Origin of the sequence: Suilimivivens sp., assembly GCF_037359455.1 — a bacterium.
Classification (GTDB): Bacteria; Bacillota; Clostridia; order Lachnospirales; family Lachnospiraceae; genus Suilimivivens; species Suilimivivens aceti.
In genome coordinates this window covers 81,102-105,395 of the sequence record NZ_JAXXXI010000035.1, presented here as the reverse complement: position 1 = coordinate 105,395, position 24,294 = coordinate 81,102, and the positions used below count along the sequence as shown (strand labels likewise).

Genomic DNA, 24,294 nt, shown 5'->3' with positions numbered 1-24,294 from the left:
TTATTTATGCTCTCAGGTCAATATCCAGATCATTCTTTAACGTTCTGCAGATCTTATCTACAAATTTCTGAACCGTTTCTGCATCCAAAGCCTCATCCTTCGGGGCAAAGGTAATGGTGTAGGCCATACTCTTTTTTCCCTCCGGGATCTGCCCGCCTTCATATACGTCAAAGAGTCTGATCTCCTTAATATACTTATTTGCCCTTTTAATACATTCTTCCACCTGGCCGAATGTAATATCCTTATTCATGACAAATGCCAGATCACGTTTTTCTTCAGGAAATCTGGATAATGCCTTAAATACTCTCTTTTTGTTATACCATTTGGAAAGTCTCTCAAGATCCATTTCCAGGACAAAGGCGCCTGTCCTCATATTCAGTTCGTTCTGAATATCATAAGCAAGCTTTCCAAAATATCCAAGCTCTTCCCCTTCGCAGAAAATTTTCACCGTCTGATAAGGATGGAGGAAGGTTTTCTGTGCCTGTTCATAGGTGAATGTGATATCCAGGCTTTCTGCCATCGTTGCAGCAATACTCTTCATGGTGTAGAAGCTTTCCTCTGCGCCGAAGATACCAATACAGAGAGTATCCTTTTCTTCCGGATATTCTGTCAGCGGCAGGCTCTTTGGAATAAACCTCTTGGCTGCTTCAAACAGTCTTCCTGCAAGGATACCGTTCTTCTCATTTCTGGCAATAGCATTGACCATGGAAGGTACCAGTGTGGTCCTCATCAGGGAAAGATCCTGGTTGATCGGATTCAGAAGCCTGATCGCATTTCTTTCCTCAGCATCCGGTCCAAGGCGAAGCAGATCCAGATCCGCCGGGGAGAAGAACGAATAGTGCATACATTCGTTAATGCCCATGGCACAGAGCGTCTTCTTTAATGCCAGCTCTCCCTTCTGCTTTCTGTTTAGACCTCCCATGGTAACCTGTGCGGTAGAAAGGAAGGTCGGAACGATATGGTCATAGCCATACATACGGATCACTTCCTCTGCCACGTCGGGATAACGTTCCACATCCCCCTCGCCATTTGGCAGCATGTCTTCTCTGTATGCCGGTACATGAATGGTCAGCTCATCATCCTGTACGCTTGGATCAAAATCCAGATTCTTCATAATGCGGATGATCTCTGCCTCCGGCACTTCAATACCAAGGACACCGTTGACCTTGGAAATACTTACCTTCATTTCTGTCGGCTCTATGGAATTACCGGTGTTGATATCCACATGGGTAGAGGATACCTTACCGCAGCCAAGCTCTTCGATCAGATGCAGGGCACGCTTCATGCCAAGGACAGTGGAATACTCATCCACACCCTTTTCGTAACGGGCACTGGCATCCGTACTCTTGCCAAGGCTTCTTGCCGTCTTTCTGACACTGTCTCTTGCGAACTTGGCAGACTCGAACATAACGCTTTCTGTTGTATCACGGATCTCAGAATTCAGTCCTCCCATAACGCCTGCAAGGGCTACCGGCTTCACGCCGTCACAGATCACCAGATTATCCGGTGTCATCTCATAGTCCTGCTCATCCAGGGTAATGATCTTCTCTGCCTCTTTTGCTCTTCTGACACAGATCGCATTGCCCTCCAGATAAGAGCAGTCAAACGCATGCATAGGCTGTCCGATCTCTTTTAATACATAATTGGTAATATCTACGATATTGGAAATAGAGGACATGCCGACAAGGGCAAGTCTTCTCTTCATCCAGAGCGGAGATTCCCCGATCTTTACATTATAAACATAGTGTGCACTGTAACGAGGACAGAGCTCCGGTGCCTCCACAGTCACCTGGAAGCCATCCTTCTTAACCTCTGTCTCAGTATAATCGCAGGCAGGCATCTTAAGCGGCTTACCAAGCATGGCAGCAACCTCTCTTGCCATGCCGAGAATACTCTGGCAGTCCGGTCTGTTTGCTGTCAGGGCGATATCGAAGATCACATCATCAAGTCCTGTCAGCTTCTTTACATCATCTCCAGGCTGTGCATCCTCAGGCAGCACAAGCAGTCCGTTATACTCTGCTCCCGGATACAGATCCTCTGTCAGTCCGAGTTCCACACCCGAACACAGCATACCGTTGGATTCATAGCCACGCAGCTTGCCATTCTTGATCGTCATAACACCTTCTACTGTCTTGTGATCCTTTGCTGTTGCATAAACAGAGGCTCCCGGTAATGCAAGAGGGAATTTTCCTCCTGTACATACATTGTCTGCACCGCAGCATACCTGCATGGTTCCATGGGTACCGGCATTTACCTGACATACGTGAAGGTGGGTATCCGGAATCGGCTCACAGGATTCTACCAGTCCGACAACGATATTGCTGATATCCTTACCTGCCTCATATTTCTCTTCTACCTCAAAACCGGCATCAAACAGCTTCTTTTCCAGCTCATCCGGTGTTACATCTACATCTACATATTCTTTCAACCAGCTTAATGGTAATATCATGATCCTTTTTTCCTCCCGCTTATTTCTCGTTGATCTGCTCTAACACGCGCAAATCGGAATTGAATAACAGCTTGATATTGTTAATTCCGTATTTCAGCATGGCAATACGCTCAAGACCGATACCAAAAGCAAATCCGCTGTACTCTTCGGAATCAATGCCGCAGTTCTCAAGAACACGTTTATTGACCACGCCGGCACCAAGTACCTCGATCCAGCCGGTTCCCTTACAAAGGCTGCATCCCTTACCTCCGCATTCAAAGCAGCTTACATCCACTTCTACAGAAGGCTCTGTGAACGGGAAATAGGAAGGACGGAGTCTTGTTGTAACACCTTCTCCGAAAATTTTCTGTACAAACACATCCAGCATCCCCTTTAAGTCACCAAGGGTAATCCCCTTATCCACTACAAGTCCTTCCATCTGGGAGAACATGGGAGAATGGGTTGCATCATCATCTGAGCGGAATACCTTGCCAGGAGACAAAATCTTGATCGGCGGCTGCTTCTTTTCCATGACATGGATCTGTCCTGCGGATGTCTGGGTACGGAGCAGGAATTCCGGGGAAAGATAAAAGGTATCCTGCATATCCCTTGCCGGATGATCCTGTGGTGTATTCAGTGCAGTAAAATTATAATAATCCGTTTCAATCTCACTTCCCTCAAATACCTCAAAGCCCATTCCAGCAAAAATATCGATCAGCTGGTTGCGCACCAGTGTTACAGGATGAAGATTGCCGATCTTTGCCGGCTGAGCCGGAACGGTGAGGTCGATCCGCTCTCTCTCATATCTGTGCTGAAGCTCCAGCTTTTTCATCTTTTCTTCCATATCGGCGAAACGGTCAAAGGCCCATGTCTTCAGCTCGTTGACAGACTTGCCATAGCCTGCCCTCTCCTCCGGTGCAAGCTTCCCCATTTCCTTCATCAGTTCACTGATCTTACTCTTTTTGCCTTCCAGATAAAGATTTTTAAATTCATATAATTCCTTGGAGTTTTTCATCTCCTTAAGCTCGCCCTCGATCTTTTCCTTCAGGGAAGACAGCTTGTCTGATAATACCTGATCCTGCATACGTTTTACCTCTCTTTGTTATTTTACTGAATGTGGTCTGCAATAAAAAATCCCCTGTATTCCAATGAATACAAGGGACGAATCAAATCCGCGGTACCACCCAGGTTCCCATCATAAATAATGGGCTCTCTATTCACGTAACGTGTGACAACGTCCGGATCTACTTGATAAATCTGTTCAACCCGAAAGCTCCGGTGGGAAATTCATCAGCTTACCTGAACATAAGGAAGCTTACAGCCGGTGGCCTCCTCTCTCTGGATGAAGATAACTGACTACTGATACACCTTCAACGCCTTATCTCATAAATCTGCTATTATTGTAGCCGCCATGCTTCTGCTTGTCAAGCCTTATACGGCTTTTTCCTTTCTCCTCTTCCCGACAAAAAACTGGAATGCCGGCTTGAAATACCGGTTCAGGAAGGCTCCCGTCATGACAAGATACATACAGGCATACAGCCACAGCATAAGTACAATGATCGTCGTCAGGCTCCCATAGGCACTAAAGCCATTAAACTCATCCACATAAATGGAAAAAACAAATGTGATCACGCTCCAGCCAACAGCCGCTACTGCAGCTCCCGGGAGCTGCATCTTGAAACCATATTTGCCGCCCGGTACATAGGTATACATCAGTGCGATAAACAAAGTAAGGATACACCAGGTAAACAGCAGTCTGAAATTCATCAGCAGATCAAAAAAATAAGAAGTCTGCGGAATCTGTCCCTCGATAATGGATACCAGTGTATTTCCAAAGACCATGACGATCAGGGAAACCAGCATCAGGATCAGCGTCAGAATCGTATACAGACATGCCACACACCGAAGCAGAATATAATTTCTCGTTTCCTCCACATCATTAATGGCATTCAGCCCGCGCATCATGGCTAACATTCCCTTTCCTGCCGACCACAACGTCACTATGGCGGTCACAGAAATGATCCCGACAGACTTATCATAAACCTCAGCGATCATCCCCGTCAGCAATGCATCCATATTATCCGGTGCTATTGCCGTCACCACAGTCATCAGATTGGCTTCTGTCAGCGGGGTATAGGGAATCAGGGCACAAAGCAGCATCAGCATGGGGATCAGGGACAGGAACAGAAAGAAAGCTGTACTGGCAGCAAATGCGCTGATATTCTTTTTTCCCATGTGTTTACTGAAATCATAGCCGATAAATATTAATCTTCTGATCACGATATCCTGCTCCAAGCCTGTTTAATACATTTTTACGAGGTCTGCACCTTCATAGAAAAAAGAAAGGATCTCCTCTCTCTTCCTTCCGGCACGTGCCATATCGGCAGCCCCATTCTGGCTCATCCCGACACCATGACCGTATCCGCCGCCAAATATAGTATATCCTATCACATTTCCCCTCTTTTTTTCAACAGAAATGATCAGATACGCACTGGGAAGCAGCTTCCCGGTGGTTACCGCAGATCCATCTGCCCGGATCACTTCCCCGCCCTGAGATAATACCTGCCGGATCTGATACTCTCCCTTTACCTCATAATCACCTGTATCTGTTTTTACGGAAAGCACTGTGGCAAGACCGCTCTCAAGCCGCTTCTCAACAGAAATATCATAGATTTCTGAAAAAGCTTCCTTCATGATCTCTGCCATCTTTGCAGCATCTATCTCCTGTACCTCATACTGCCAGCGATACCAGGCCTCCTCTTTTTCATAATCCCCGGGGTGCTCCTCCTTCAGGAAATCCTGAAACGCACTTTCTTCCCTGAGGTCTTCTTCCTCTTCTTCATGTGAAATCCGTCTGGTATTCAGATAGGGCAGGTCTTCTGTGCTTCCAAAGGCTCTTTCATCACTGCCGCTCCCACAGGAGGTAGAATAATAATATGCATGGATCGGTACTCCATCATAGAAAAGCATTTCTCCGGCAGTCTCTCCCACCGCTCTTCTGGCATTTCTGCTCTCCTCGATATTGTTATAAACCTGATACCGTACACTGTCATCCACATGGGCGCCCTCCTCTGGGAGCCCGGATTTCAGAAGATACCGGTAGGCATAGGTTCTTGCACAAACAGCCTGCGCCTCAAGTGCCTCTGCCGGATAAGAGGAAGGCATCTCACTTGGAACTACTGAATAAAGATACTCTTCCAGCAAAAGCTCATTGATCAGCAAAAGGCCCTGTTCCTTCTTTACGATCTCCATCCTGCCTCTATAGGACGGAATGCCATAAGCCCTTTTCAGGGAGAGCACCTGAATCCTGGAAGAGGCTGCTGAAGGTTCGATCATAAGCCGGTCTCCCTGGACAAGCATGCTGTCACTGTCTACCATTACTTCTTCTCCTGCCGGGATCCTTCTGCTTTGTCTATCCCCGTAGCTTCCATAGATAAGGTTCAGCTCACAGTCCGCCTTCAGCTTTATTTCCTCATGATAAATCCCATCATAAGCCTGATTGCTGACAGCCACCCGTATGTTTTCCATATTCTGATCCTTTACAAGAAGAACTGCACAGACCTTCCCCTTATCCATAACATAATCAGCAAAGTCATATCCTATCTTAAGCTCCGTCCTGTCTGATTCTTTGCAGGAACCATATAGCTGATATACTCTGTAATCCTCTGCAAATGGCAAAAAGCCCCTGTCCTCCAGTTCAATGCCTTCTTCTGCCACTCCAAGGAGAACACCGCCCACCTTTTCATTCTTTATTTTTCTGTCAAGAGCTTTTCCCTCTGCAAAGGTAAGATCTGCAACCTTCTCCTGGAAAATCTCATTATTTTTCAAAGGGCAGTACATTTCCTCGCCGGACCACAGAAAATAAAATCCATCTGCGTCATTCTCAGTGATCAGTGCATTTTTCAGGGTAAAGGAATTCTTCTTTCTTTCTGTCAGGACAAGAATCCTGTCATCCTCTCCTTCATTTCTTTCCACATAGGCTTCAGCCACGCAGTACACAGGTGCCTCCACATTTTCATATCCGTATGTATTTCCTCTGCTGTCTATGACACTGGCATCTGATCCCTTTCCAAGAAGCTCCAGTGTTTCCCTTACAATCTGATCCTGGATCTGAAAGGCTTCCAGCCTTTTCTGATACCCCTCTTCAAAATCCTGAAACAGAAGCAGATCTTCTTTTCTGTATTTCTGATCCAGCTCCTTTTCCGGATCCTTCTCTGTATTTTCTGGCTCCCTGTCCTGATCCCATATGGCTGTCAGTTCTATGTAATCTCCATAAGTCAGAAGGCTGCTTTCACCTTCTCCATGAGCTTCACTCACCTGAAGGCTCCAGTTTTCCAGTTTTTCTCTCTGCTCTTCTGAAAGAGATGCCTTTCTTCCAAAGGCCATGACAAGGCTGATGGCATCCTTTATCTGTATCTTTTCACCCTCCGGTACCAGCATTCCCCGCTCCTGTCTGTCTTTCTTTATAAGAATACAAAATAGTAATAACAGCAGCAGGATCATTCCTGCTTTTGCCGCCAGCTTTTCCCATTTTTTCATTACACTTTTCCTTACTCTTTTATCCGGCAATGCCCTGCCGGACTTTCTTTCACCCTTTGATATCCTGTGCTGCAGCTCTTAAAGCCAAAAGAAGAGCAGCCAGTCTGGCTGCTCTTCTTTCGTATCCCCAAAATGCCGGTTCCTGCCTTTTGACTCCTAGCAATGCTAGGTGGGTGACCGCAATCTGCGCTTTTGCCTTCCCTTCCAATCCTCACCGGGCTGGTGAGTGAGGGCTTGACAGCCGCCAGATGATATAGGAATCCCGTTTAAAGTATCTGTAGGTTCAAAAATAGCAGGAGTTGTCGCACATCTCAGGTTGTTTTTATTATATCCAATCCAGTCTCAAATTACAACTCTAACTTTCTATCTTTATCAATTTCGCAGCCTTAAGCATTCTGCACTCTTACTGGACTACGCCATTGCCGCCTCTGGTCCAGATAATATTTTTACTGACCATCTCATCAATATCCATGCCGATGATCTCAGATGCCCTTGCCTTGGCTGCCGCCTCATTTGCCGTTCCGAGATTCTTATAGATCTCATAGGACGGCTTTTTATTTCCGGAAAGATCATATAGTCCAAGATTCAGATGACTTTCCATCTCGGAAGCCTCATCTGTCTGACGGAAGAGCATAAATGCATCTACATCCGGCAGGGAGGCTGCTTTCAGATAGCCGTAGGCAATAGATGCCTCCTGTGCTTCTGATCCAAAGGCAGAGGTATAGCCGATCTCCGCAAGGGAAATACTTCGTACTTCTCCGGAAGGACTTAAAAATTGCTTCTGATGCATATAATTGATCAGAATATCTATATTCTGCATGGTAATATATGGTGAGGAAATGCTCTCCTTTACCCATACTGCCGGACCGTTCCATGCATAAGGGTCGTACAGCGGTGAATTATAAGGATGATAGGAAAGCCCCCAGTCAATATTTCCTTCCCTGTTCATATAATAATTAAACTGATCCAGATATCCCTTTGCCAGAAAGCTGCCAGGGTTGGACTTTCTGCCCCATTCCTGGTCAATGGAATTATAAATCCGGACATTGGCATTCTGTGCCTTCAGTTCATTATACAGAATGCGGAACGCCTTCACATAAATATTCACATTCAGATCCATATTCGTAGAATTGGTATACCACCAGGAGGTTCTGGCATTGACCTCATTCCCGATGATCCAGTTATCTACCTGCCCTGCTCCCATATGTCCGGAATAATGCTGGCCAAGGAAAGCACCGATTGCCTTCAGATGTCCGGTTCCTGCTTCATCTGCTACATTCAGGGCATAGCCAGGGCAGTCACCGCCAGCTGCCAGCGGATGGATAAGATCCTTGCCAAAATCTCCCTCCCCTCCATTCAGAAGCACCAGCGTCACCTGGATTCCAAACCGGTTGATGCTCCGGATCGTGGAGTCATAGCGGGAAAGGACTTCCCCGTTAAAATAGAAGGTCTTTCCATTATAGGAAAAGGCAATGGCATCCGGCTGTCCTTCTGCAGAACAGAGTTCTCCGAGATCCATATTGTAAACAATCTGCTGGATACCAAGATCCTGAAGCTGTCCATCAGAGATCCTGGTCACATCCGGAAGGATTCCCTTGATCCCATGATCATTTCTTGCTGCACTGTAGGCTGCGATCGCTTCCGGATTGGTGATGTAGTGCTCATCACTGACCTGTACCATCTGCCCGCCGCGCTTTACGGCTACCAGGAATTTACGGCTCAGATTGGAGCTGTCTGTATTATAATTCAGTGGAAAGCTCACAGAAACCGATCTCCCAGCTGAAGCCCTGGCTACTGCCTGTCCTCTTGGACCATCCTGCCATACTTCATCCGCATAAATATAATAATTGCCATCATCTCCGTAAGGAACACTGCCTGCCGAAAGCTGGCAGACCACCTGATCCCCGCTGATCACACAGGAAGTAATGGACACCGGCCTGCCTTCTGCCGATACCTCCATGGGCTTTGCAAAGAATACAAGACCTGTCAGTATTGCGGCTGCGATCCCCATCACGATTTTATTGGAACGATAGTTGTTTTTTTTGATTTCCACCTGTCTTCCCCACTTTTTCTTTTGTTTTATTACCTTTACCATTATAAACGGAAACAGCTGTATTTGGCAACATACACTTGCCCTTCCTGTCGTTCTTTTCCCTTCTGCCTTTTACCGCCGCTATCTTTCTCCTGAAAAATGTAAAAAAACTATAAACTCAAAATTTTTACTTGTTTTCGTTCTTTTCACATGATATCATAGTTTATATATACTTTTTTCTGACATATTCTGATACATGTCAATATTCATTCACAATTGTAACTGTCCTGACCATCGCAGAAAGGAGACAATCCATGGATCATAATGTATACTCTGAGGTTACACCCGATATCGTACGTCTATCTTCGCTTGCACAGAACGCTGACGTGATAGATACAGAACTTTTTACCAGATATAACGTCAAACGTGGTCTCCGTGACCTGAATGGAAAGGGTGTCCTTGCCGGACTGACCAACATTTCCGATGTCCGTGCCAAGGAAATCATAAACGGGGAAGAGGTTCCTGCGCATGGACAGCTTTTCTACCGCGGCTATAATGTAAAGGATCTGGTAAGCGGCTTTACCTCTGATAACCGGTTCGGCTTTGAAGAGATCACCTATCTGCTTCTCTTCTCCAAGCTGCCGAATGCAGAAGAGCTTGCTTCCTTCCGTAAACTCCTCGCCTTTTACCGTACTCTGCCTACCAGCTTTGTACGCGATATCATCATGAAAGCACCCAGCAAGGATATGATGAATACTCTGTCAAGAAGTGTTCTGACTCTGTATTCCTATGATGACAGGGCTGATGATGTTTCCCTTCCCAATGTGCTGCGCCAGTGCCTGCAGCTGATCAGCCTGTTTCCCCTGCTGTCTATTTATGGCTATCAGGCTTACTGCCACTATCATGATGGCAAAAGCCTTTTCATCCACCAGCCGGATCCAGGTCTTTCTGCTGCGGAGAATATCCTGCATATCCTGAGACCAGACAGCTCCTATACACCACTGGAAGCCAGGCTGCTTGATATCGCACTTGTACTCCATATGGAACACGGCGGCGGAAACAACTCCACCTTCACGACTCACGTTGTGACCTCTTCCCTGACCGATACCTACTCCGTTATTGCTGCGGCTATCGGTTCCCTGAAGGGTCCAAGACATGGCGGTGCCAATATCAAGGTAGTACAGATGTTCGAAGATATGAAGCAGTCTGTTTCCGACTGGACGGATGAGGATGAGGTAGCTGGCTACTTAAAGAGTCTCCTACATAAGGAAGCCTTCGACCATGCCGGCCTGATCTACGGTGTCGGCCACGCGATCTATTCCAAATCAGACCCGAGAGCTGTCATCCTCAAGTCCTTCGTAGAGAAGCTTTCCGAGGAAAAGGGACTTCAGAAGGAATTTGCTCTTTATTCCATGGTGGAACGTCTTGCCCCCGAGGTCATTGCGAGGGAGCGTAAAATGTATAAGGGTGTCAGTATCAACGTGGACTTTTACTCCGGCTTTGTTTACAATATGCTTTCGCTTCCTCTGGAGCTTTATACCCCCATCTTTGCGATGGCACGTATCTCCGGCTGGAGCGCCCACAGAATGGAAGAGCTTGCCAATAACGGCAAGATCATCCGCCCGGCTTATAAACCAATCTGTGAAGACAAGGACTATGTTCCTATTGAAAAAAGGAGCTGATGCAAATCTGCATCAGCTCCTTTTCTTCATAATTTTAATTTAAAGTCTTAGTACTGTTAGAACTGAAAAATACGGTCAGATCCCAAGAAACTCCAGAACTGTCTGCTTCATTTCCGTCTTATCACAGACATGGTCGTGAAGCACCGGTGCTGTCCTGATCTCCTCAATAGCTCTGGGTACGGCAGTTCCTGAGATTTCAGAAAGCCTGTCCACCAGATCGAAATCGCTCATATGATCATACTTCTCATCAATAGCCTTCATCACGCTTCTTGTAAACTTATACGGACTTGCCGTGGATGCAATGACAGAAACACTTGCATCACCGGTATCCTTCAGATATTTCTTATAAACGCAGGAGGCCACTGCTGTATGGGTATCGATCACATAGCCTGTCTTATCATACAGGTCATGGATCGTCCTTGCTGTCTCCTCCTCACTTGCATAATTACCATAAAAGTCAGCAAGCTGTGCTTTCATCTCTTCTGTAATAGTATACCTGCCATCCTGCCTCAGTTCACTCATCAGCTCTCTGTTCTTATCCGGATCATCTCCGGCGATCCTGTAGATGAGGCGTTCCAGATTGCTGGATACCAGAATATCCATGGACGGTGAGCTTGTCAGCATAAACTCCCTGTTTCTGTCATAGGTACCTGTGGTAAAGAAATCATACAGAACCTTATTCTCATTGGACGCACAGATCAGCTTATGAACCGGAAGTCCCATCTGCTTTGCATAGAATGCTGCCAGAATATTGCCAAAGTTACCAGTTGGAACTACGAAATTAACAGCCTCCCCGGCTTTAATCTTCTCTTCCTCAAGAAGCTTCACATAAGCATAAACATAATAGGCAACCTGGGGGATCAGCCTTCCAATGTTAATAGAATTGGCGGATGAAAACTGGAAGCCCTTCTCAGCCATATAAGCAGCCAGTTCCTTGTCAGCGAACATCTGCTTGACTCCGGTCTGTGCATCATCAAAATTGCCATGAATCCCTACCACATATGTATTTTTACCCTTCTGGGTCACCATCTGCTTCTCCTGGATCGGACTGACACCATTCTTTGGATAGAATACAATGATCCTTGTACCTTCAACATCTGCAAAACCTGAAAGTGCTGCCTTGCCGGTATCTCCGGAGGTTGCTGTCAGGATCACGATCTCCTTTGTCACGTGATTCTTTCTGGCAGAGGTTGTCAGAAGATGTGGCAGGATAGACAGTGCCATATCCTTGAAGGCGATGGTCGCACCATGGAACAGTTCAAGATAATAAGCGCCATCCGCTTCCACAAGTGGAGCGATCACTTCTGTATCAAACTTGGAATCGTACGCTCTTGCTATACAGCCTTTCAGCTCTTCTTCTGTAAAATCCGTAAAATAAAGCTTCATAACCTCATAGGCAACTTCACCATATGTCATATGCGACAGCTCTTCCAGTGATCTATCAAGTGCCGGTATCCTCTCCGGCACGAATAATCCGCCATCGTCAGCCAGTCCTTTCAGAATTGCTTTTGATGCTGTAACCGGATTTCCTTCAGTTCTCGTGCTATGATACAAGATTTCCATGTTTTTCTTCCTTCCGTGTTCGTTCCTTTGTAATCTGGATTTATAATTTTTTATCATTCTAGCATAAACGGAATTGCTTGACAAGCAATACACTCTTTATCCTGCCTTAAAAAACTCATGTCCTCCATAGGAAAAGAGGCGTATCAGGCAATTATCAAACCACTTCATTTTTCCTTCTTCCGCATATTTTCTGGCTGCAAAATACAGCGCTCCTTCCGTGACATCCTCCCCCTCAAGCACCCTGTCCACTGCTCTCCTGGTTTCTTCTGTTGCCACTGCGCTCTGATAGGTTCCATTGGCTACGGGTGAAAACTGATAAACGCCATTTTCATTCTGAAACACAACCTCTTCCACTGTATCCGGAAACTTATTGCTTTCCACACGGTTCATCACAACTCCGGCTACAAGCATTTTCCCTTTTTCATCTTCACTCCCGGCCTCAGCCTGTACAATCTTAAGCAGGATCTCGTAATCTTTATCTGACAGCTTACTGTATTCCGGCTTTTCCATCACTTCATAATCCACAATACGCTGTCCTGAGGAAGCTCTTTTCAGATAACCAAAGAAATGCTCCTTAACAGGCCTGCTTTCCTGTACACTGGTAAGCTGAAATGCCGGTGATGCAGCAAACAGGTTTGCCCTGACTCCTGTCACGCAGAACCACCCCGCAAGAAAAAGCGTATTACACAGAAATAACCGAATAATAAAATTTTTATACATTCTTTTTACCTGTTCCTTTCTGTCCACTAACTATTCTATACATGGATGCCTGGAAATATTTCTAAAATTTCATTTTTCTGTAATTTATTTCAAAATTATTAACTCTATGCTATACTATTTTTATGAAAAAAAAGCTTCCCGGTGTATATGAAACAACAAAAAAAGACGGCAGCATTTACTACCGTTCTTCTATTACCTATCATCAGAAACATATCAGCCTTGGCAGTTATGACACCTCTGCCAGGGCTTTTGGTGCATATCTGGAAGCAGACTCCCTTCTGAAGGATCCATCACTGTCTTTTAAAGAACACTCGGATCTCCGGATCCTGCCCTTTGGAAAGTGGGTATGTCTGATCAATTTCAGGGACAATGGCATCTATATTGCCAATCCAATCTATCTTCATCCAAGATACTTTGAATACTTCCTTAGCGCCCATGAAATCCTGAAGTTTGATATTGATGACCTGTTTTATTATTCCAGTCACAAGATCATGCAGCGGGGACGTCATTTCTTCGTCTCAGAATATGGTATGCAGACCAATATTGCCGGACGCTATGGCATCAAGAACTATGCCGTTTTCGGCCGGGATTACCGCTTTGTCAATGGGGACTGTAACGATTTCCGATATGAAAACATAGAGATTCTGAACCGTTACCACGGTGTCAGGGAGAAAAAGGAAAAGAATACGGTCCGTTACACAGCACGGATCCATATCAACGGGAATTATACGATCGGCACCTATGACAGTGCCATAGAAGCAGCCATTGCCTATAATAAGGCTGCCGATATTCTTCACAGGTCAGGTGTACGCAGGCAATTTGTCGTAAATTACATCGAGGAGCTTTCTCCATCTGCCTACGCAGAACTGTATAGAAAGCTCCCCATTTCCTCCAGGATCATGCACTATAAGCCATAATCCTGCTCTTTTACCTGTTCGCATAATCAGTAAAGCTGATCACATACGATGCCGGCTTTTCCACACCATTTATATTTTCCTGTGCGGCATATTCCCACATCTTATACTGATAGGGATAGGCAGGTATTGCCTCTTCATCCTCCAGAAATACATCATAATCCTTCAGCATTTCAGAGGGTATGACATCAGTCAGCAGAAAATTGGTGTCTCCATAAAGAATACCCTGATATCCGGCATCCGCTATATCCTTCAGGAAAGCCTGTGCAATCTCTGTTCTGTCCTTTTCATCCAGGATATCTGTTCTTGCCGTATCTGTTTCAATGCTTTCCATCTGCAATGCGACAGGATAACTGATCTTATACGGAAGAAGCTGGTTTTTTACAAAGGCTGCTTCCTCCACTGCCTCTTCCACAGTAACTGCCTGGGAAGAAAAATAGCATCCAACAGAAAGTCCTGCTTTCTGTGCTGCCTCGATCCTTATTGTGAAATCAGGATCCAGAGAGATCAGTCCGGTTCCATATCCTCTGCCGCCTACCTTAAGCATCACAAAATCTATTCCGTCTTCACTCAGCCTGTCAAAATCCACGGTACCGTTCTCACTGGAAAGCATCACGCCAAGCCTTGACAGCTTTTTATTTCCGCTGTAATAGGCCATCTTCCCATTGGTGATCTTAAGCTTCGTAAAATCGTAATCTGCCTTTGGAAGCTTATCATCGATTTCGATCCACTCTTCTGTCCCGTCCTTATAGGTAACCTGGATATGCCTGCCGTCCGCTGCCAGCTCCTCCTCCGTCGGTGAAGGGGTCGGCGTCGGATCCGGTGTTGCCGATGGTGACGGACTTGCCTCTTCCTCTACCACTGTTCCTGCTCCGTCATACATATCCCAGAAATCCAGATCCTCTGCCCGGAGCTTATGCTCCCGGTACAGCTTTTCTATGCTGGCATCTCCATAATCCTCTTCCGTTTCTTCCTCCGGCAGAGGTGTTGACGTAGCTGATGCCGCAGCAAGCGCCTCTGCTCTTTTTTTTGCCCCGGATCTGCTTTGACTGTTGCTAACAAGCACCACCGCTAATATAATAAAGATCAGGGCTGAAATCGCTGCTATTGTATAGATCACCGGTGCACTGACCTTACGGTCTTCCGGTTCTTCTGGTAAATACATACATTCACTCCACTTTCTGAAAGGTGTTTACTACCTGTGAAATGAGTATACAATATTCTGCCCTGGTTTTACAACTCCAAAAGCATTAACTCTCAAATCAATATCAGGCGGATTCTCCTGTACTGCCTACAGCAGAGGATCCCATACAGGACTTTAACCATGAAAAAAGCTTATTTTTTATTTTGTCTTATACTGGCTTCCCTCTGTCCCTTTTCCCTGACTGGCTGTCAGAGAAATGCTGCTGAAACAACCCGAACAGGTTTTTACCTGAATACAGTTGTTTCCATCACTCTTTACGACAGATCAGGTGAGGATCCCCTCTTTGACGAAGCCATGTCTCTGATCGGGGAATATGACAGTCTCCTCAGCAAAACAGCGGTGGGAAGCGATATTTACCGTATCAACCATGCAGACGGTTCTCCGGTAGAAGTAGATGCCCGGACAGCAGAGCTTCTGTCCATTGCCCTGTCCTACGCCTCTCTTTCAGACGGTCTTGTGGATCCTACCATTGGTACCCTCTCTGATCTCTGGAGCTTTGGAGATACCAATGAGGGAATTGTCCCTTCCAGAGAAGATATAGAAGAAGCACTCTCCCACATTGATTATACAAAGGTAAAGCTCTCCGGCAATACCGTTACTCTTCTTGATCCAAAAGCCAGACTGGATCTTGGTTTCATTGCCAAAGGCTATATTGCCGACAAGCTGAAGGAATTTCTGACAAAAAACGGCGTAGAAAACGGTATCATCAACCTTGGCGGAAATGTGCTTACGATCGGCACGAAACCGGATGGATCCGATTATCATATCGGTGTGCAGAAGCCCTTTGCTGAGACCGGCACTGCCCTGACAACACTGACTGTCCGTGACAGATCCCTTGTTTCCTCCGGAAACTATGAACGTTACTTTGAAAAGGATGGTATCCTCTATCATCACATTCTTTCTACGAGAGATGGATACCCTGTAAACAGTGGTCTAAATGGTGTTACTATCATCAGCGAGAACTCTGTTGACGGAGATGCTCTCTCCACGCTCTGCTTTATTCTCGGCTATGAAAAAGGACGCAAATTAATAGACAGCCTCCCTGATACAGAGGCTGTCTTCATAAGTGATGCCGGTGAACTGATCACCGGCTGATTCTTTTTCCGATCAGGATACAGATACTCTCCCGGCAAGAACCTCTTCATAATCTGCCAGATTCTTCTGAAGAAGTGCCGGTGTATCCAGTCCATACGGACATTTGCTCTTACATTTATTACAGTGCAGGCAGTTCTTGATCTTATTCATCTTCGCCTGTACTTCTTCTGTAAGCTGCAGCTTTGACGGGGATCTCCGGAGCAGCAGTGACATCCTGGCACAGTTATTGATCTCGATCCCTGCCGGACACGGCATACAATAACCACAGCCCCTGCAGAAATCTCCTGACAGCTCTTCCCTGTCCCTTCTGATCAGCTCTGCGATCTCCTCTGTCATTTCAGGAGGATTTTCTATATAGGAAAGGAATTCATCCAGCTCCGATTCTCTCTGCACACCCCAGATTGGCAGTACATTTTCATACTGTGCCGCATGCGCATAAGCCGCTGCCGAATTGGTAATAAGTCCTCCTGACAGTGCTTTCATGGCAATAAAGCCCATATCCTTTTCCCTGCAGGCTTCTACCAGCTCCAGATCCTTCTCTGTCGCCAGATAACAGAAGGGAAACTGCAGTGTTTCATATAAGCCGCTCTCTATGGCTTCTTTCGCTACATACAGTCTGTGATTGGTGATTCCGATATGACGGATCTTTCCTTCCTTCTTTGCTTCCAGTGCTGCATCATACAGTCCGCTTTCATCTCCCGGTCTTGGACAGAACGCCGGATTATGGAACTGATAGATATCAATATAATCACAGCGAAGATTCTCAAGGCTCTTTTTCAGATCCTCACGCAGTCCTTCTCCTGTCTGTGCCCCCGTTTTGGTGGCGATATAAAGGCTCTCTCTTTTCTTTTCAAAAGCAAGCCCCACCTTGTGTTCACTGTCACTGTAGGCTCTTGCCGTATCAAAGAACCGGATCCCTCCATCATAGGCTTTGTTCAGGAGGGTTGCTGCAGCCTCATCACTGATCCTCTGGATCGGAAGCGCTCCGAATCCATTCTTGTTTACCACTATTTCTGTTTTTCCCAGTCTTACCTGTACCATGATATTCTCCCCTTTATTCATGTGCCACGATGGATTTTCTGGGGCACTTCTGTGCACAGATACCGCATCCCTCACACTGGTCATAGAGGATCGTTGCGTTGAAATTCTCAACGCTTACAGCCTCTGCCGGACAGTTCTTCTTGCAGAGCTGACAGCCGATGCAGGACACCGTACAATCCTTCATTGCTACCGGTCCCTTATCCTGTGAGCTGCAGGCAACTGCATATTTTGCATCATAAGGGATCAGGCTGATCAGGTGCTTCGGGCAGACCTCCACACATTTACCACATGCCTTGCAGGCTTCCTTATCTACCTTTGCTACTCCGTTCACTACATGGATCGCATCAAAGGGACAGACACTGACACAGGAGCCATATCCAAGACATCCGTAGTTACAGCTTTTTGCACCTCCATTTGGCACAAAAGAAAGCATACGGCAGTCATGAATCCCCGTATATTCATAATCTGAAGAGGTCTTGTCGCAGTCACCCTGACACTGTACAAAGGCAACCATTCTCTTCTTTTCTTCTGCTGTCACTCCCATAATACCAGCAATCACCCTTCCTACAGGCTCTCCACCTACCGGGCAGGCATTGACCGGCGCCTCTCCTTTGGCAATAGCAGCCGCAAGACCGCTGCAGCCGGGGAATCCGCATCCACCACAGTTATTTCCGGGAAGTGCCTCCAATACGGCTGCTTCTCTTTCATCTACCTCTACCTTAAATTTGATTGCCGCAATCCCGAGGAATACTCCTACGAAAAGGCCAACGCCTCCTACTGCAGCAACTGCCAGTAAAATTCCTGTTATATCCACCTGTCATACCTCCTATAAGAGTCCTGAAAATCCACAGAAGGCAATCGCCATCAGACCTGCTGTCACAAGCACGATGGGCATACCACGGAAGGATTTCGGGATATCATTATACTGCATTTTTTCTCTGATTCCTGCAAGGATCACAATGGAAATGGTGAATCCGGCTGCTGTAGCAAATCCGTTCACGATACCCTGAAGGATACCGTAGTTCTTCTGCACATTGGTAAGGGCTACCCCAAGTACTGCACAGTTGGTTGTGATCAGAGGCAGATATACGCCAAGTGCCTTATATAATGCCGGCATAAATTTTTTCAGGAACATTTCCACGAACTGTACCAGTGCCGCAATGACCAGAATGAAAACAATGGTCTGCAGATAGGTCAGATCTAAGGGAACCAGAATAAACTTGTAAATAACGCCTGCTACTGCGGATGCCAGTGTAATGACAAAGATAACTGCAGTTCCCATTCCTGCCGCTGTATTCATCTTCCTGGATACTCCAAGGAACGGACAAAGTCCAAGGAACTGGCTCAATACAACATTACTGATCAGCGATGAGGAGACCAGTATGATCAGAAGATCCTTAACAGTTTCCATGTTCTGCTTCCTCCTTATTGCAATTCATACAGTCGCCGCCGCATCCGGACTGGATCTTTGACATATCCTTGCCCTTCTTCTCTCCGTTTATCCTGATCTTATTCTGAATAGCAGTCAGGACTGCCAGTACGAAAAAGGCACCGGGTGCCAGCACGAAAATGCTGCAGGGTACATAGCTGTCAGGCATCACCTGCATATTAAAGAGCTGTCCAGCCCCCAGCAGCTCCCTGACAGCGCCGATGATCGTAAGTGCCAGGGTAAATCCAAGTCCCATACCGATTCCATCAAACAGGGAAGGGATCACCTTATTCTTGGAAGCATAGGCCTCCGCTCTTCCAAGGATGATACAGTTTACAACGATCAGTGGAATGTATAAGCCAAGGGCATCATACAGAGATGGAATAAAAGCCTTCAGCAGAAGCTCCACTACTGTAACAAAGGAGGCAATGATCACTATGAAGGCAGGAATCCTGACCTTATCAGGGATCACCTTTCTGAGCATGGAAATAAACATATTGCTCAGTGCCAGTACCGCCATGGTAGTCAGTCCCATACCAAGACCATTGACCGCTGACGTGGTAACGGCCAGTGTCGGACACATACCAAGTGTCAGCACAAAGGTCGGATTTTCAGTGATAATACCGTTTTTTAATCGCTCCAGAGCACTGTTCTCTTTCATCACCTGTCACCTCCAAGCTGCGTTTCAAAAATGTAAAGACCGGCATTCACGGCCGTTGTCACTGCATTCGTTGTGATCGTTGCACCGCTGATGGCATCGATCTGACTGTCCATCGTAGATCCTGTTTTCGTATAGGTAAACTGCGATACCTGCTTTCCGGCAAACTGGGGAACCAGTACGGTACCGGCCTTCATGCCAAGTCCGGCTGTTTCTGAAATGCTCAGAAGGGAGATCCCATTTAATGTACCATCGTTCTGGATCCCCATGGTAAAGGTAATATCCCCGCCATAGCCCTCATGACTCGTCATCGTCAGCACATATCCAAGGCAGCCTCCCTCAGCATCTGTCGCCATCAGAGCCATGTCAAGATCCACTCCTGCATAATTCTGCTCCCAGGTGCTGTCACCTTCCGGCATTGCCAGCTCCAGCTTATCAGAAAATCCAGCCGCATCCGGGAATACCTCCTGATAAGCTGCCTTTGCTGCCTTTTCTTCTGCAACCGCTATCGGTTCCTTTGTGATCTGATATACAAATCCAAGGATAAGTCCTGCTACTACCGTAATCAGCAGCAGGATCGATGCATCCTTTATCATTCCTTTTTTATCACTCATGACCTTTCCCCTCCTTTTCCAAATGCTTTGGGAAGTGTCACCTTTTCAATCAGCGGCACGATCAGGTTGCCTATGATAATGGCATAGGAAACTCCTTCCGCAGAAGGTCCGAAAATACGGAAGATTCCGGTTAATACACCAAGGAAAACACCATACAGATACTGTCCCTTCTTGGTAATGGGCCTCGTCACATAATCTGTTGCCATAAAGAAAGCACCCAGCATCAGACCTCCGCCTGCCAGATGGGCACTGATAAAGGCAGGATCAAAGCCATGTCCTCCAAAGAGGCTCAGGAATATCACGAAGCTTACCAGATAGGTGCCGGGGATCCGGAGATCAATAACACCAAGTAAGATCAGGAAGCACGCACCGATCACAATGGCAATCATGGAGGTTTCACCAATAGTTCCGGCTGTTCTTCCGATCACCATATCAAGGATATTCACATCCTCCCCTGCCTTCAGTGCAGCAAGCGGAGTCGCCCCTGTGTATGTATCTGTCTGGAAATTACACATAATAGATGTATAGGAGATCAAAAGAAAGCATCTGGCACCCAGCGCCGGATTCATGAAGTTCTGTCCAAGACCTCCAAACAGCATCTTTACGACCAGAATGGCAAATACACCACCGATCACAGCGATCCACCAGGGTGCTGTGGACGGCAGGTTCAATGCCAGCAGAAGTCCCGTTACTACTGCCGAGAAATCCCCGATCGTCACAGGCTTATGCATGGCCTTTTCATAAAGATACTCTGTTAATACTGTCGTTGCTATCGTTACTAAAATTAAAATCAGTGCATCCAGTCCAAAATTGTAAATACCAAAGCCAGCAGCAGGAAGCAGTGCTACTACGACAGCCAGCATAATGCTCTTTGTCGTCACCTTAGACCTGATATGCGGATTAGATGACACCTTCATCAAATCACTCATTTTCTGTTCCTCCTACTTCTTCTTTTTCTTGGCAAGCTGCATTTTGCGCATGGACTTGATCACCTGGGTCAACGGACGCTTAGCCGGGCAGACATAGCTGCAGCAGCCGCATTCACAGCATTCCATACCATTGTTTTTCAGGAAGCCTTCTTCATCATAGTGCTCAGCACAGTCAGCAAGAAGCCTTGGCACCACTCTTCCCGGGCAGGCCTCCACACATTTGCCACAGTTGATACAGGCAGAAGGCTCCATGGCGGATACATCATCCTTCGTCATGCAGAGCAGCGCAGATGATGTTTTGGTTGTTGGTACATCCAGATCAAAAATTCCAAAGCCCATCATGGGACCACCGGAAACAATTTTAACCGGAGGTGTCTTGAAGCCGCCGGCCTCCTCTATCAGCTCGTGATAATTGGTTCCAATCCTTACCTTGAAATTGCAGGGCTCTGCGACCGCATCTCCTGTCACGGTAACGATCCTGTGCATCAAGGGACGGCCTTTCATCACTGCATTATAAATGGAGATCACGGTATCCACGTTATTCACTACACACCCCGCATCCGCAGGGAGCTGTGAACTGTTGATGGCTCTGCCTGTTACCGCATAGATCAAATGACGCTCTGACCCCTGTGGGTATTTGGTCTTCAGTGCCTTCACTGCAATCTTCGGTTCATCCTTTGTCATCTCACGGAGGCGTTCGATACAGTCAGGCTTATTATCCTCTACTGCCAAAATACCTCTTGCATTCTCGAAAAGGCTTAAGGAAACCTTCAGTCCTCCGATCAGCTTATCCGGCTCTTCCAGCATTTTCCGGTAGTCAGAGGTCAGATAGGGTTCACACTCTGCGCAGTTGACGATCACATATTCTATTTTTTCGGGCTCTTTGGGAGAAAGCTTGATAAAGGTCGGGAATCCGGCGCCGCCCATTCCCACAATACCAGCTTCTTTGATGATATTGATCTTATCCTCTCTTGTCAGTTCTTCAAATGGTCTTACCTCAGGCCACTCTACTTCCTCATACAGCCCGTCGTTCTCTATAACGATACTCATGACATTATCACCAGTCACCACACGTCTTGGCTCAATTGCCTTGACTGTTCCTGATACGGTAGCATAAATCGGTGAGGAAACAAACCCTGATGCCTCTGCAATTTTCTGTCCTGTCAGAACCCTGTCACCTTTTTTCACTATAGGGTTTGCCGGTGCCCCGATATGCTGGGACAGTGGATAGACCAGATCTCCCTTAGGGAGGACCTCACGTATCGGCTTATCCTTCGACAAATCCTTACCGTCATAGGGATGGATTCCTCCAATAAACGTTAGTTTTGCCATAACTTTCCTTCTTTCCCTTGATTTCTCTTCCATCAAGCTGATGAAAATTCTCATTCTTATCTTTTAAATATACTATTTTTTTGTCGAAAATACTACTGCATTTTTGAAAAATATGCTACACTGAAGATGTGATTTTGCGAAGGAGAACATTCTATGAAAACCGAAGAAATTATCTTAAATAATTTCATTTTAAAATACCCGATAGAGCGTCTTGCTCCCCTTGATCAGATCCTGTTTCTGGACATCGAAACTACCGGACTTTCTGCGGACAATTCCCAGCTTTATCTGATTGGATGCGCCTTTTATAAAGAAGGAAACTGGCAGATCAGACAGTGGTTTGCACAGTCTGCTGAAGAAGAGCCTGAACTGTTAAAATCCTTCTTCACATTCGCCGCAGACTATTCATTTCTGATCCATTATAACGGTAATTCCTTTGATCTGCCTTATCTTCGCAAGAAGCTGCTTCAGTATCAGCTTCCTTATGATTTCAACCATTTTGAGGGTATCGATATTTACAAAAGGATCCATCCCTACCGGGGCTTCTTAAAGCTCCCCAACTGTAAGCAGAAAACAGTCGAATCCTTCCTGAATATCAGACGTGAGGACAGATATACCGGTGGTGAGCTGATCAATGTTTACAAGGATTATCTCTCTTCCCATGATTTTAACCTGTATCATATCCTTCTTTTGCACAATTCAGATGATATGAAGGGCATGCTGGAGGTTCTTCCCATCCTGTCCTATTACGATCTGTTCAATAACAGTCTGAAAGCCCGCAAGGTACAGGCAAATTATTACAATGATATTCATGGCATTCTGCGTAAAGAACTGATGATGAAGCTGATCTTCGCCTCTCCTCTGCCTGTATCCGTCAGTGCCATGGCCAGAGGGTGTCATTTCAAAGGCGAAGAACATGAAGGCACCCTGATCGTACCGATCTATGAAGAAGAGCTGAAATATTTCTATGCCAACTACAAGGATTATTATTATCTTCCCACAGAGGATACTGCGATCCATAAATCTATTGCTTCCTTTGTAGACAAGGAATACCGGGAGCAGGCATCAGCCTCCAACTGCTATACAAGGAAATTTTCCAGCTATCTTCCCCAGTGGGAGATTCTGGCAGAGCCTTTCTTCAAGCGTGATTATAAAAGTCACGACCTGTTCTTCGAACTGACTGATGAAATTAAAAAAGACCGGCAGCTTTTTTCAAGCTATGCCAGCCATATCCTGAATATCATGGCGGTACAGCCATAATGCCAAGCACTAAGTCAGGCGGTCATTTCTTTTCGGAAATGCCGCCTGTTTTTCATTTTACTGCTTCGGATGTTCATAGAAGAAGGAATTCTTCCGCTCATATCCCATTTCTCTGTGGTTGATGATCTGCTCCGTACTTCCTATGAAAAGTACCCCACCAGGAGCCAGTGAGGAATAAAATTTCCTGAACACTTCATCCTTGGCTTCTTCTGTAAAGTAAATCAGAACATTCCGGCAGACGATCAGGTGACACCCCGACGGATAATTATTATCCAGCAGATTCTGCTCCTTAAATTCCACTCTTGCTTTGATTTCATCGGAAATCTTATAAGACGGACCTACCTTCGTAAAATACTTTTTTTTAAAATCATCCGGTACGGAAGCAATACTTTTCTCTCCATACAGTCCGACCTTCGCCTTAGCTATAACCTGCTTGTCAAGATCTGTTGCATAAACACGGATCATGTTCAGCGGAATATGTCTGGAAAGCGCCATAACCAGAGAGTAAGGCTCATCACCAGTAGAGCAGGCTGCGCTCCAAACCTTCAGGTTCTTACCAAATTTTGTGATCAGATCCGGTATGATCGTTTCATCAAGCAGCTTCCACTGCTCCGGATTCCGATAAAACTCAGATACATTAATCGTCAGATAAGTAACAAATTCCTCAAATTTTTCACGATCTGTTTTCAGAGCCTTTATATAATCCTCATACCCTTTAAATCCATTCTTGGTAATCAGCGAATCGATTCTTCTCTTCATCTGTCTTTCCTTATATGCATTCAGATCGATCTTCGTTAATTGAAACACTGCCGTTTTAAAATTTTCATAATCGTATGCCATCAGCCTTCACCATCTTT

Annotated in this window: 20 protein-coding genes, 1 other RNA gene and 1 other annotated feature; of the genes, 4 read left to right on the top strand and 17 right to left on the bottom strand. The window is 46.1% G+C overall.

Features of this window, described 5'->3' with window-relative positions; all coding sequences use genetic code 11:
* Positions 1 to 4: 4 nt before the first annotated feature.
* From pheT to WJQ40_RS05575, 6 genes are all read right to left on the bottom strand, one after another.
* On the bottom strand, positions 5 to 2,449 hold the full coding sequence (gene pheT / locus WJQ40_RS05600; protein WP_337538493.1) for a phenylalanine--tRNA ligase subunit beta: 2,445 nt from the start codon (positions 2,447 to 2,449) through the stop codon (positions 5 to 7).
* A 19-nt stretch (positions 2,450 to 2,468) separates the two neighbouring features.
* On the bottom strand, positions 2,469 to 3,512 hold the full coding sequence (pheS, locus tag WJQ40_RS05595) for a phenylalanine--tRNA ligase subunit alpha (protein ID WP_118796841.1): 1,044 nt from the start codon (positions 3,510 to 3,512) through the stop codon (positions 2,469 to 2,471).
* Positions 3,513 to 3,582: 70 nt separating this feature from the next.
* Positions 3,583 to 3,811: a binding site (T-box leader), on the bottom strand.
* A gap of 48 nt (positions 3,812 to 3,859) precedes the next feature.
* Positions 3,860 to 4,708, bottom strand: a complete 849-nt coding sequence (locus WJQ40_RS05590; protein WP_118796840.1) for a YihY/virulence factor BrkB family protein — start codon at positions 4,706 to 4,708, stop codon at positions 3,860 to 3,862.
* A gap of 21 nt (positions 4,709 to 4,729) precedes the next feature.
* Entirely contained in the window at positions 4,730 to 6,967 is a 2,238-nt protein-coding gene (locus WJQ40_RS05585; protein ID WP_337538488.1) for a SpoIID/LytB domain-containing protein, read from the bottom strand.
* Positions 6,968 to 7,088: 121 nt separating this feature from the next.
* Positions 7,089 to 7,288, bottom strand: a non-coding RNA gene (gene ssrS / locus WJQ40_RS05580) — 6S RNA.
* A gap of 82 nt (positions 7,289 to 7,370) precedes the next feature.
* On the bottom strand, positions 7,371 to 9,020 hold the full coding sequence (locus tag WJQ40_RS05575; RefSeq protein WP_337538485.1) for a DUF5722 domain-containing protein: 1,650 nt from the start codon (positions 9,018 to 9,020) through the stop codon (positions 7,371 to 7,373).
* A gap of 293 nt (positions 9,021 to 9,313) precedes the next feature.
* Between WJQ40_RS05575 and WJQ40_RS05570 the strand changes: the two genes are divergently transcribed.
* Complete coding sequence (locus WJQ40_RS05570; RefSeq protein ID WP_337538482.1) at positions 9,314 to 10,681, top strand: citrate/2-methylcitrate synthase; 1,368 nt, start codon at positions 9,314 to 9,316, stop codon at positions 10,679 to 10,681.
* 75 nt (positions 10,682 to 10,756) lie between these two features.
* Here WJQ40_RS05570 and thrC read toward each other — a convergent pair whose 3' ends face one another.
* Both thrC and WJQ40_RS05560 read right to left on the bottom strand, forming a co-directional pair.
* Positions 10,757 to 12,244 carry a threonine synthase gene (gene thrC / locus WJQ40_RS05565; RefSeq protein WP_262573296.1) on the bottom strand — a complete coding sequence of 496 codons (1,488 nt, stop codon included), beginning with the start codon at positions 12,242 to 12,244 and terminating at the stop codon, positions 10,757 to 10,759.
* A gap of 96 nt (positions 12,245 to 12,340) precedes the next feature.
* The gene (locus WJQ40_RS05560; protein ID WP_118796835.1) at positions 12,341 to 12,964 is read right to left on the bottom strand and encodes a cell wall hydrolase; all 624 of its coding nucleotides are present in this window, start codon (positions 12,962 to 12,964) and stop codon (positions 12,341 to 12,343) included.
* Positions 12,965 to 13,086: 122 nt separating this feature from the next.
* Between WJQ40_RS05560 and WJQ40_RS05555 the strand changes: the two genes are divergently transcribed.
* A complete protein-coding gene (locus tag WJQ40_RS05555; RefSeq protein ID WP_262573302.1) occupies positions 13,087 to 13,881 on the top strand; it encodes a hypothetical protein in 795 nt (264 codons plus the stop codon).
* Between the two features lie 10 nt (positions 13,882 to 13,891).
* On the opposite strand, the gene WJQ40_RS05550 is transcribed toward WJQ40_RS05555, so the two are convergent.
* The gene (locus WJQ40_RS05550; RefSeq protein ID WP_337538478.1) at positions 13,892 to 15,043 is read right to left on the bottom strand and encodes a GH25 family lysozyme; all 1,152 of its coding nucleotides are present in this window, start codon (positions 15,041 to 15,043) and stop codon (positions 13,892 to 13,894) included.
* Between the two features lie 159 nt (positions 15,044 to 15,202).
* On the opposite strand from WJQ40_RS05550, the gene WJQ40_RS05545 reads away from it, so the two are divergent.
* Positions 15,203 to 16,177 (top strand): FAD:protein FMN transferase, encoded by a 975-nt coding sequence (locus WJQ40_RS05545; RefSeq protein WP_337538475.1) that lies wholly within the window; start codon positions 15,203 to 15,205, stop codon positions 16,175 to 16,177.
* Between the two features lie 12 nt (positions 16,178 to 16,189).
* Here WJQ40_RS05545 and WJQ40_RS05540 read toward each other — a convergent pair whose 3' ends face one another.
* Genes WJQ40_RS05540 through rsxC form a run of 7 tightly spaced genes read right to left on the bottom strand, consistent with a single transcriptional unit; the run spans position 16,190 to position 22,180 of the window.
* Entirely contained in the window at positions 16,190 to 17,218 is a 1,029-nt protein-coding gene (locus WJQ40_RS05540) for an aldo/keto reductase (protein WP_337538473.1), read from the bottom strand.
* Between the two features lie 13 nt (positions 17,219 to 17,231).
* Positions 17,232 to 18,032 (bottom strand): RnfABCDGE type electron transport complex subunit B, encoded by an 801-nt coding sequence (locus WJQ40_RS05535; protein WP_337538470.1) that lies wholly within the window; start codon positions 18,030 to 18,032, stop codon positions 17,232 to 17,234.
* A 12-nt stretch (positions 18,033 to 18,044) separates the two neighbouring features.
* Positions 18,045 to 18,629 (bottom strand): electron transport complex subunit RsxA, encoded by a 585-nt coding sequence (gene rsxA, locus WJQ40_RS05530; protein ID WP_118796830.1) that lies wholly within the window; start codon positions 18,627 to 18,629, stop codon positions 18,045 to 18,047.
* Positions 18,616 to 19,308 carry an electron transport complex subunit E gene (locus WJQ40_RS05525; RefSeq protein WP_118796829.1) on the bottom strand — a complete coding sequence of 231 codons (693 nt, stop codon included), beginning with the start codon at positions 19,306 to 19,308 and terminating at the stop codon, positions 18,616 to 18,618. Before WJQ40_RS05525 ends, rsxA begins: the two co-directional genes overlap by 14 nt.
* The gene (locus WJQ40_RS05520) at positions 19,308 to 19,919 is read right to left on the bottom strand and encodes an RnfABCDGE type electron transport complex subunit G (RefSeq protein ID WP_337538466.1); all 612 of its coding nucleotides are present in this window, start codon (positions 19,917 to 19,919) and stop codon (positions 19,308 to 19,310) included. The genes WJQ40_RS05525 and WJQ40_RS05520 overlap by 1 nt, the downstream gene beginning before the upstream one ends.
* Entirely contained in the window at positions 19,916 to 20,848 is a 933-nt protein-coding gene (locus WJQ40_RS05515) for an RnfABCDGE type electron transport complex subunit D (RefSeq protein WP_118796828.1), read from the bottom strand. The genes WJQ40_RS05520 and WJQ40_RS05515 overlap by 4 nt, the downstream gene beginning before the upstream one ends.
* A 12-nt stretch (positions 20,849 to 20,860) precedes the next feature.
* Positions 20,861 to 22,180, bottom strand: a complete 1,320-nt coding sequence (gene rsxC, locus WJQ40_RS05510; RefSeq protein WP_337538463.1) for an electron transport complex subunit RsxC — start codon at positions 22,178 to 22,180, stop codon at positions 20,861 to 20,863.
* A 153-nt stretch (positions 22,181 to 22,333) separates the two neighbouring features.
* Here rsxC and WJQ40_RS05505 point away from each other — a divergent pair, with 153 nt between their 5' ends.
* Positions 22,334 to 23,437: a ribonuclease H-like domain-containing protein gene (locus WJQ40_RS05505; RefSeq protein WP_337404457.1), complete on the top strand. Its 1,104-nt coding sequence runs from the start codon at positions 22,334 to 22,336 to the stop codon at positions 23,435 to 23,437.
* A 57-nt stretch (positions 23,438 to 23,494) separates the two neighbouring features.
* Here the strand turns inward: WJQ40_RS05505 and WJQ40_RS05500 are convergent, their stop codons facing one another.
* On the bottom strand, positions 23,495 to 24,277 hold the full coding sequence (locus WJQ40_RS05500; RefSeq protein WP_262573319.1) for a protein-glutamate O-methyltransferase CheR: 783 nt from the start codon (positions 24,275 to 24,277) through the stop codon (positions 23,495 to 23,497).
* Positions 24,278 to 24,294 lie beyond the last annotated feature (17 nt).

What these genes read in the sequence shown, in the direction of transcription:
- pheT (WP_337538493.1), bottom strand. Translation starts at nt 2,449, where the DNA reads ATGATATTACCATTAAGCTGGTTGAAAGAATATGTAGATGTAGATGTA.
- pheS (WP_118796841.1), bottom strand. Translation starts at nt 3,512, where the DNA reads ATGCAGGATCAGGTATTATCAGACAAGCTGTCTTCCCTGAAGGAAAAG.
- WJQ40_RS05585 (WP_337538488.1), bottom strand. Translation starts at nt 6,967, where the DNA reads ATGAAAAAATGGGAAAAGCTGGCGGCAAAAGCAGGAATGATCCTGCTG.
- WJQ40_RS05570 (WP_337538482.1), top strand. Translation starts at nt 9,314, where the DNA reads ATGGATCATAATGTATACTCTGAGGTTACACCCGATATCGTACGTCTA.
- thrC (WP_262573296.1), bottom strand. Translation starts at nt 12,244, where the DNA reads ATGGAAATCTTGTATCATAGCACGAGAACTGAAGGAAATCCGGTTACA.
- WJQ40_RS05560 (WP_118796835.1), bottom strand. Translation starts at nt 12,964, where the DNA reads ATGTATAAAAATTTTATTATTCGGTTATTTCTGTGTAATACGCTTTTT.
- WJQ40_RS05555 (WP_262573302.1), top strand. Translation starts at nt 13,087, where the DNA reads ATGAAAAAAAAGCTTCCCGGTGTATATGAAACAACAAAAAAAGACGGC.
- WJQ40_RS05550 (WP_337538478.1), bottom strand. Translation starts at nt 15,043, where the DNA reads ATGTATTTACCAGAAGAACCGGAAGACCGTAAGGTCAGTGCACCGGTG.
- WJQ40_RS05545 (WP_337538475.1), top strand. Translation starts at nt 15,203, where the DNA reads ATGAAAAAAGCTTATTTTTTATTTTGTCTTATACTGGCTTCCCTCTGT.
- WJQ40_RS05540 (WP_337538473.1), bottom strand. Translation starts at nt 17,218, where the DNA reads ATGGTACAGGTAAGACTGGGAAAAACAGAAATAGTGGTAAACAAGAAT.
- rsxA (WP_118796830.1), bottom strand. Translation starts at nt 18,629, where the DNA reads ATGGAAACTGTTAAGGATCTTCTGATCATACTGGTCTCCTCATCGCTG.
- WJQ40_RS05525 (WP_118796829.1), bottom strand. Translation starts at nt 19,308, where the DNA reads ATGAAAGAGAACAGTGCTCTGGAGCGATTAAAAAACGGTATTATCACT.
- WJQ40_RS05520 (WP_337538466.1), bottom strand. Translation starts at nt 19,919, where the DNA reads ATGAGTGATAAAAAAGGAATGATAAAGGATGCATCGATCCTGCTGCTG.
- WJQ40_RS05515 (WP_118796828.1), bottom strand. Translation starts at nt 20,848, where the DNA reads ATGAGTGATTTGATGAAGGTGTCATCTAATCCGCATATCAGGTCTAAG.
- rsxC (WP_337538463.1), bottom strand. Translation starts at nt 22,180, where the DNA reads ATGGCAAAACTAACGTTTATTGGAGGAATCCATCCCTATGACGGTAAG.
- WJQ40_RS05505 (WP_337404457.1), top strand. Translation starts at nt 22,334, where the DNA reads ATGAAAACCGAAGAAATTATCTTAAATAATTTCATTTTAAAATACCCG.
- WJQ40_RS05500 (WP_262573319.1), bottom strand. Translation starts at nt 24,277, where the DNA reads ATGGCATACGATTATGAAAATTTTAAAACGGCAGTGTTTCAATTAACG.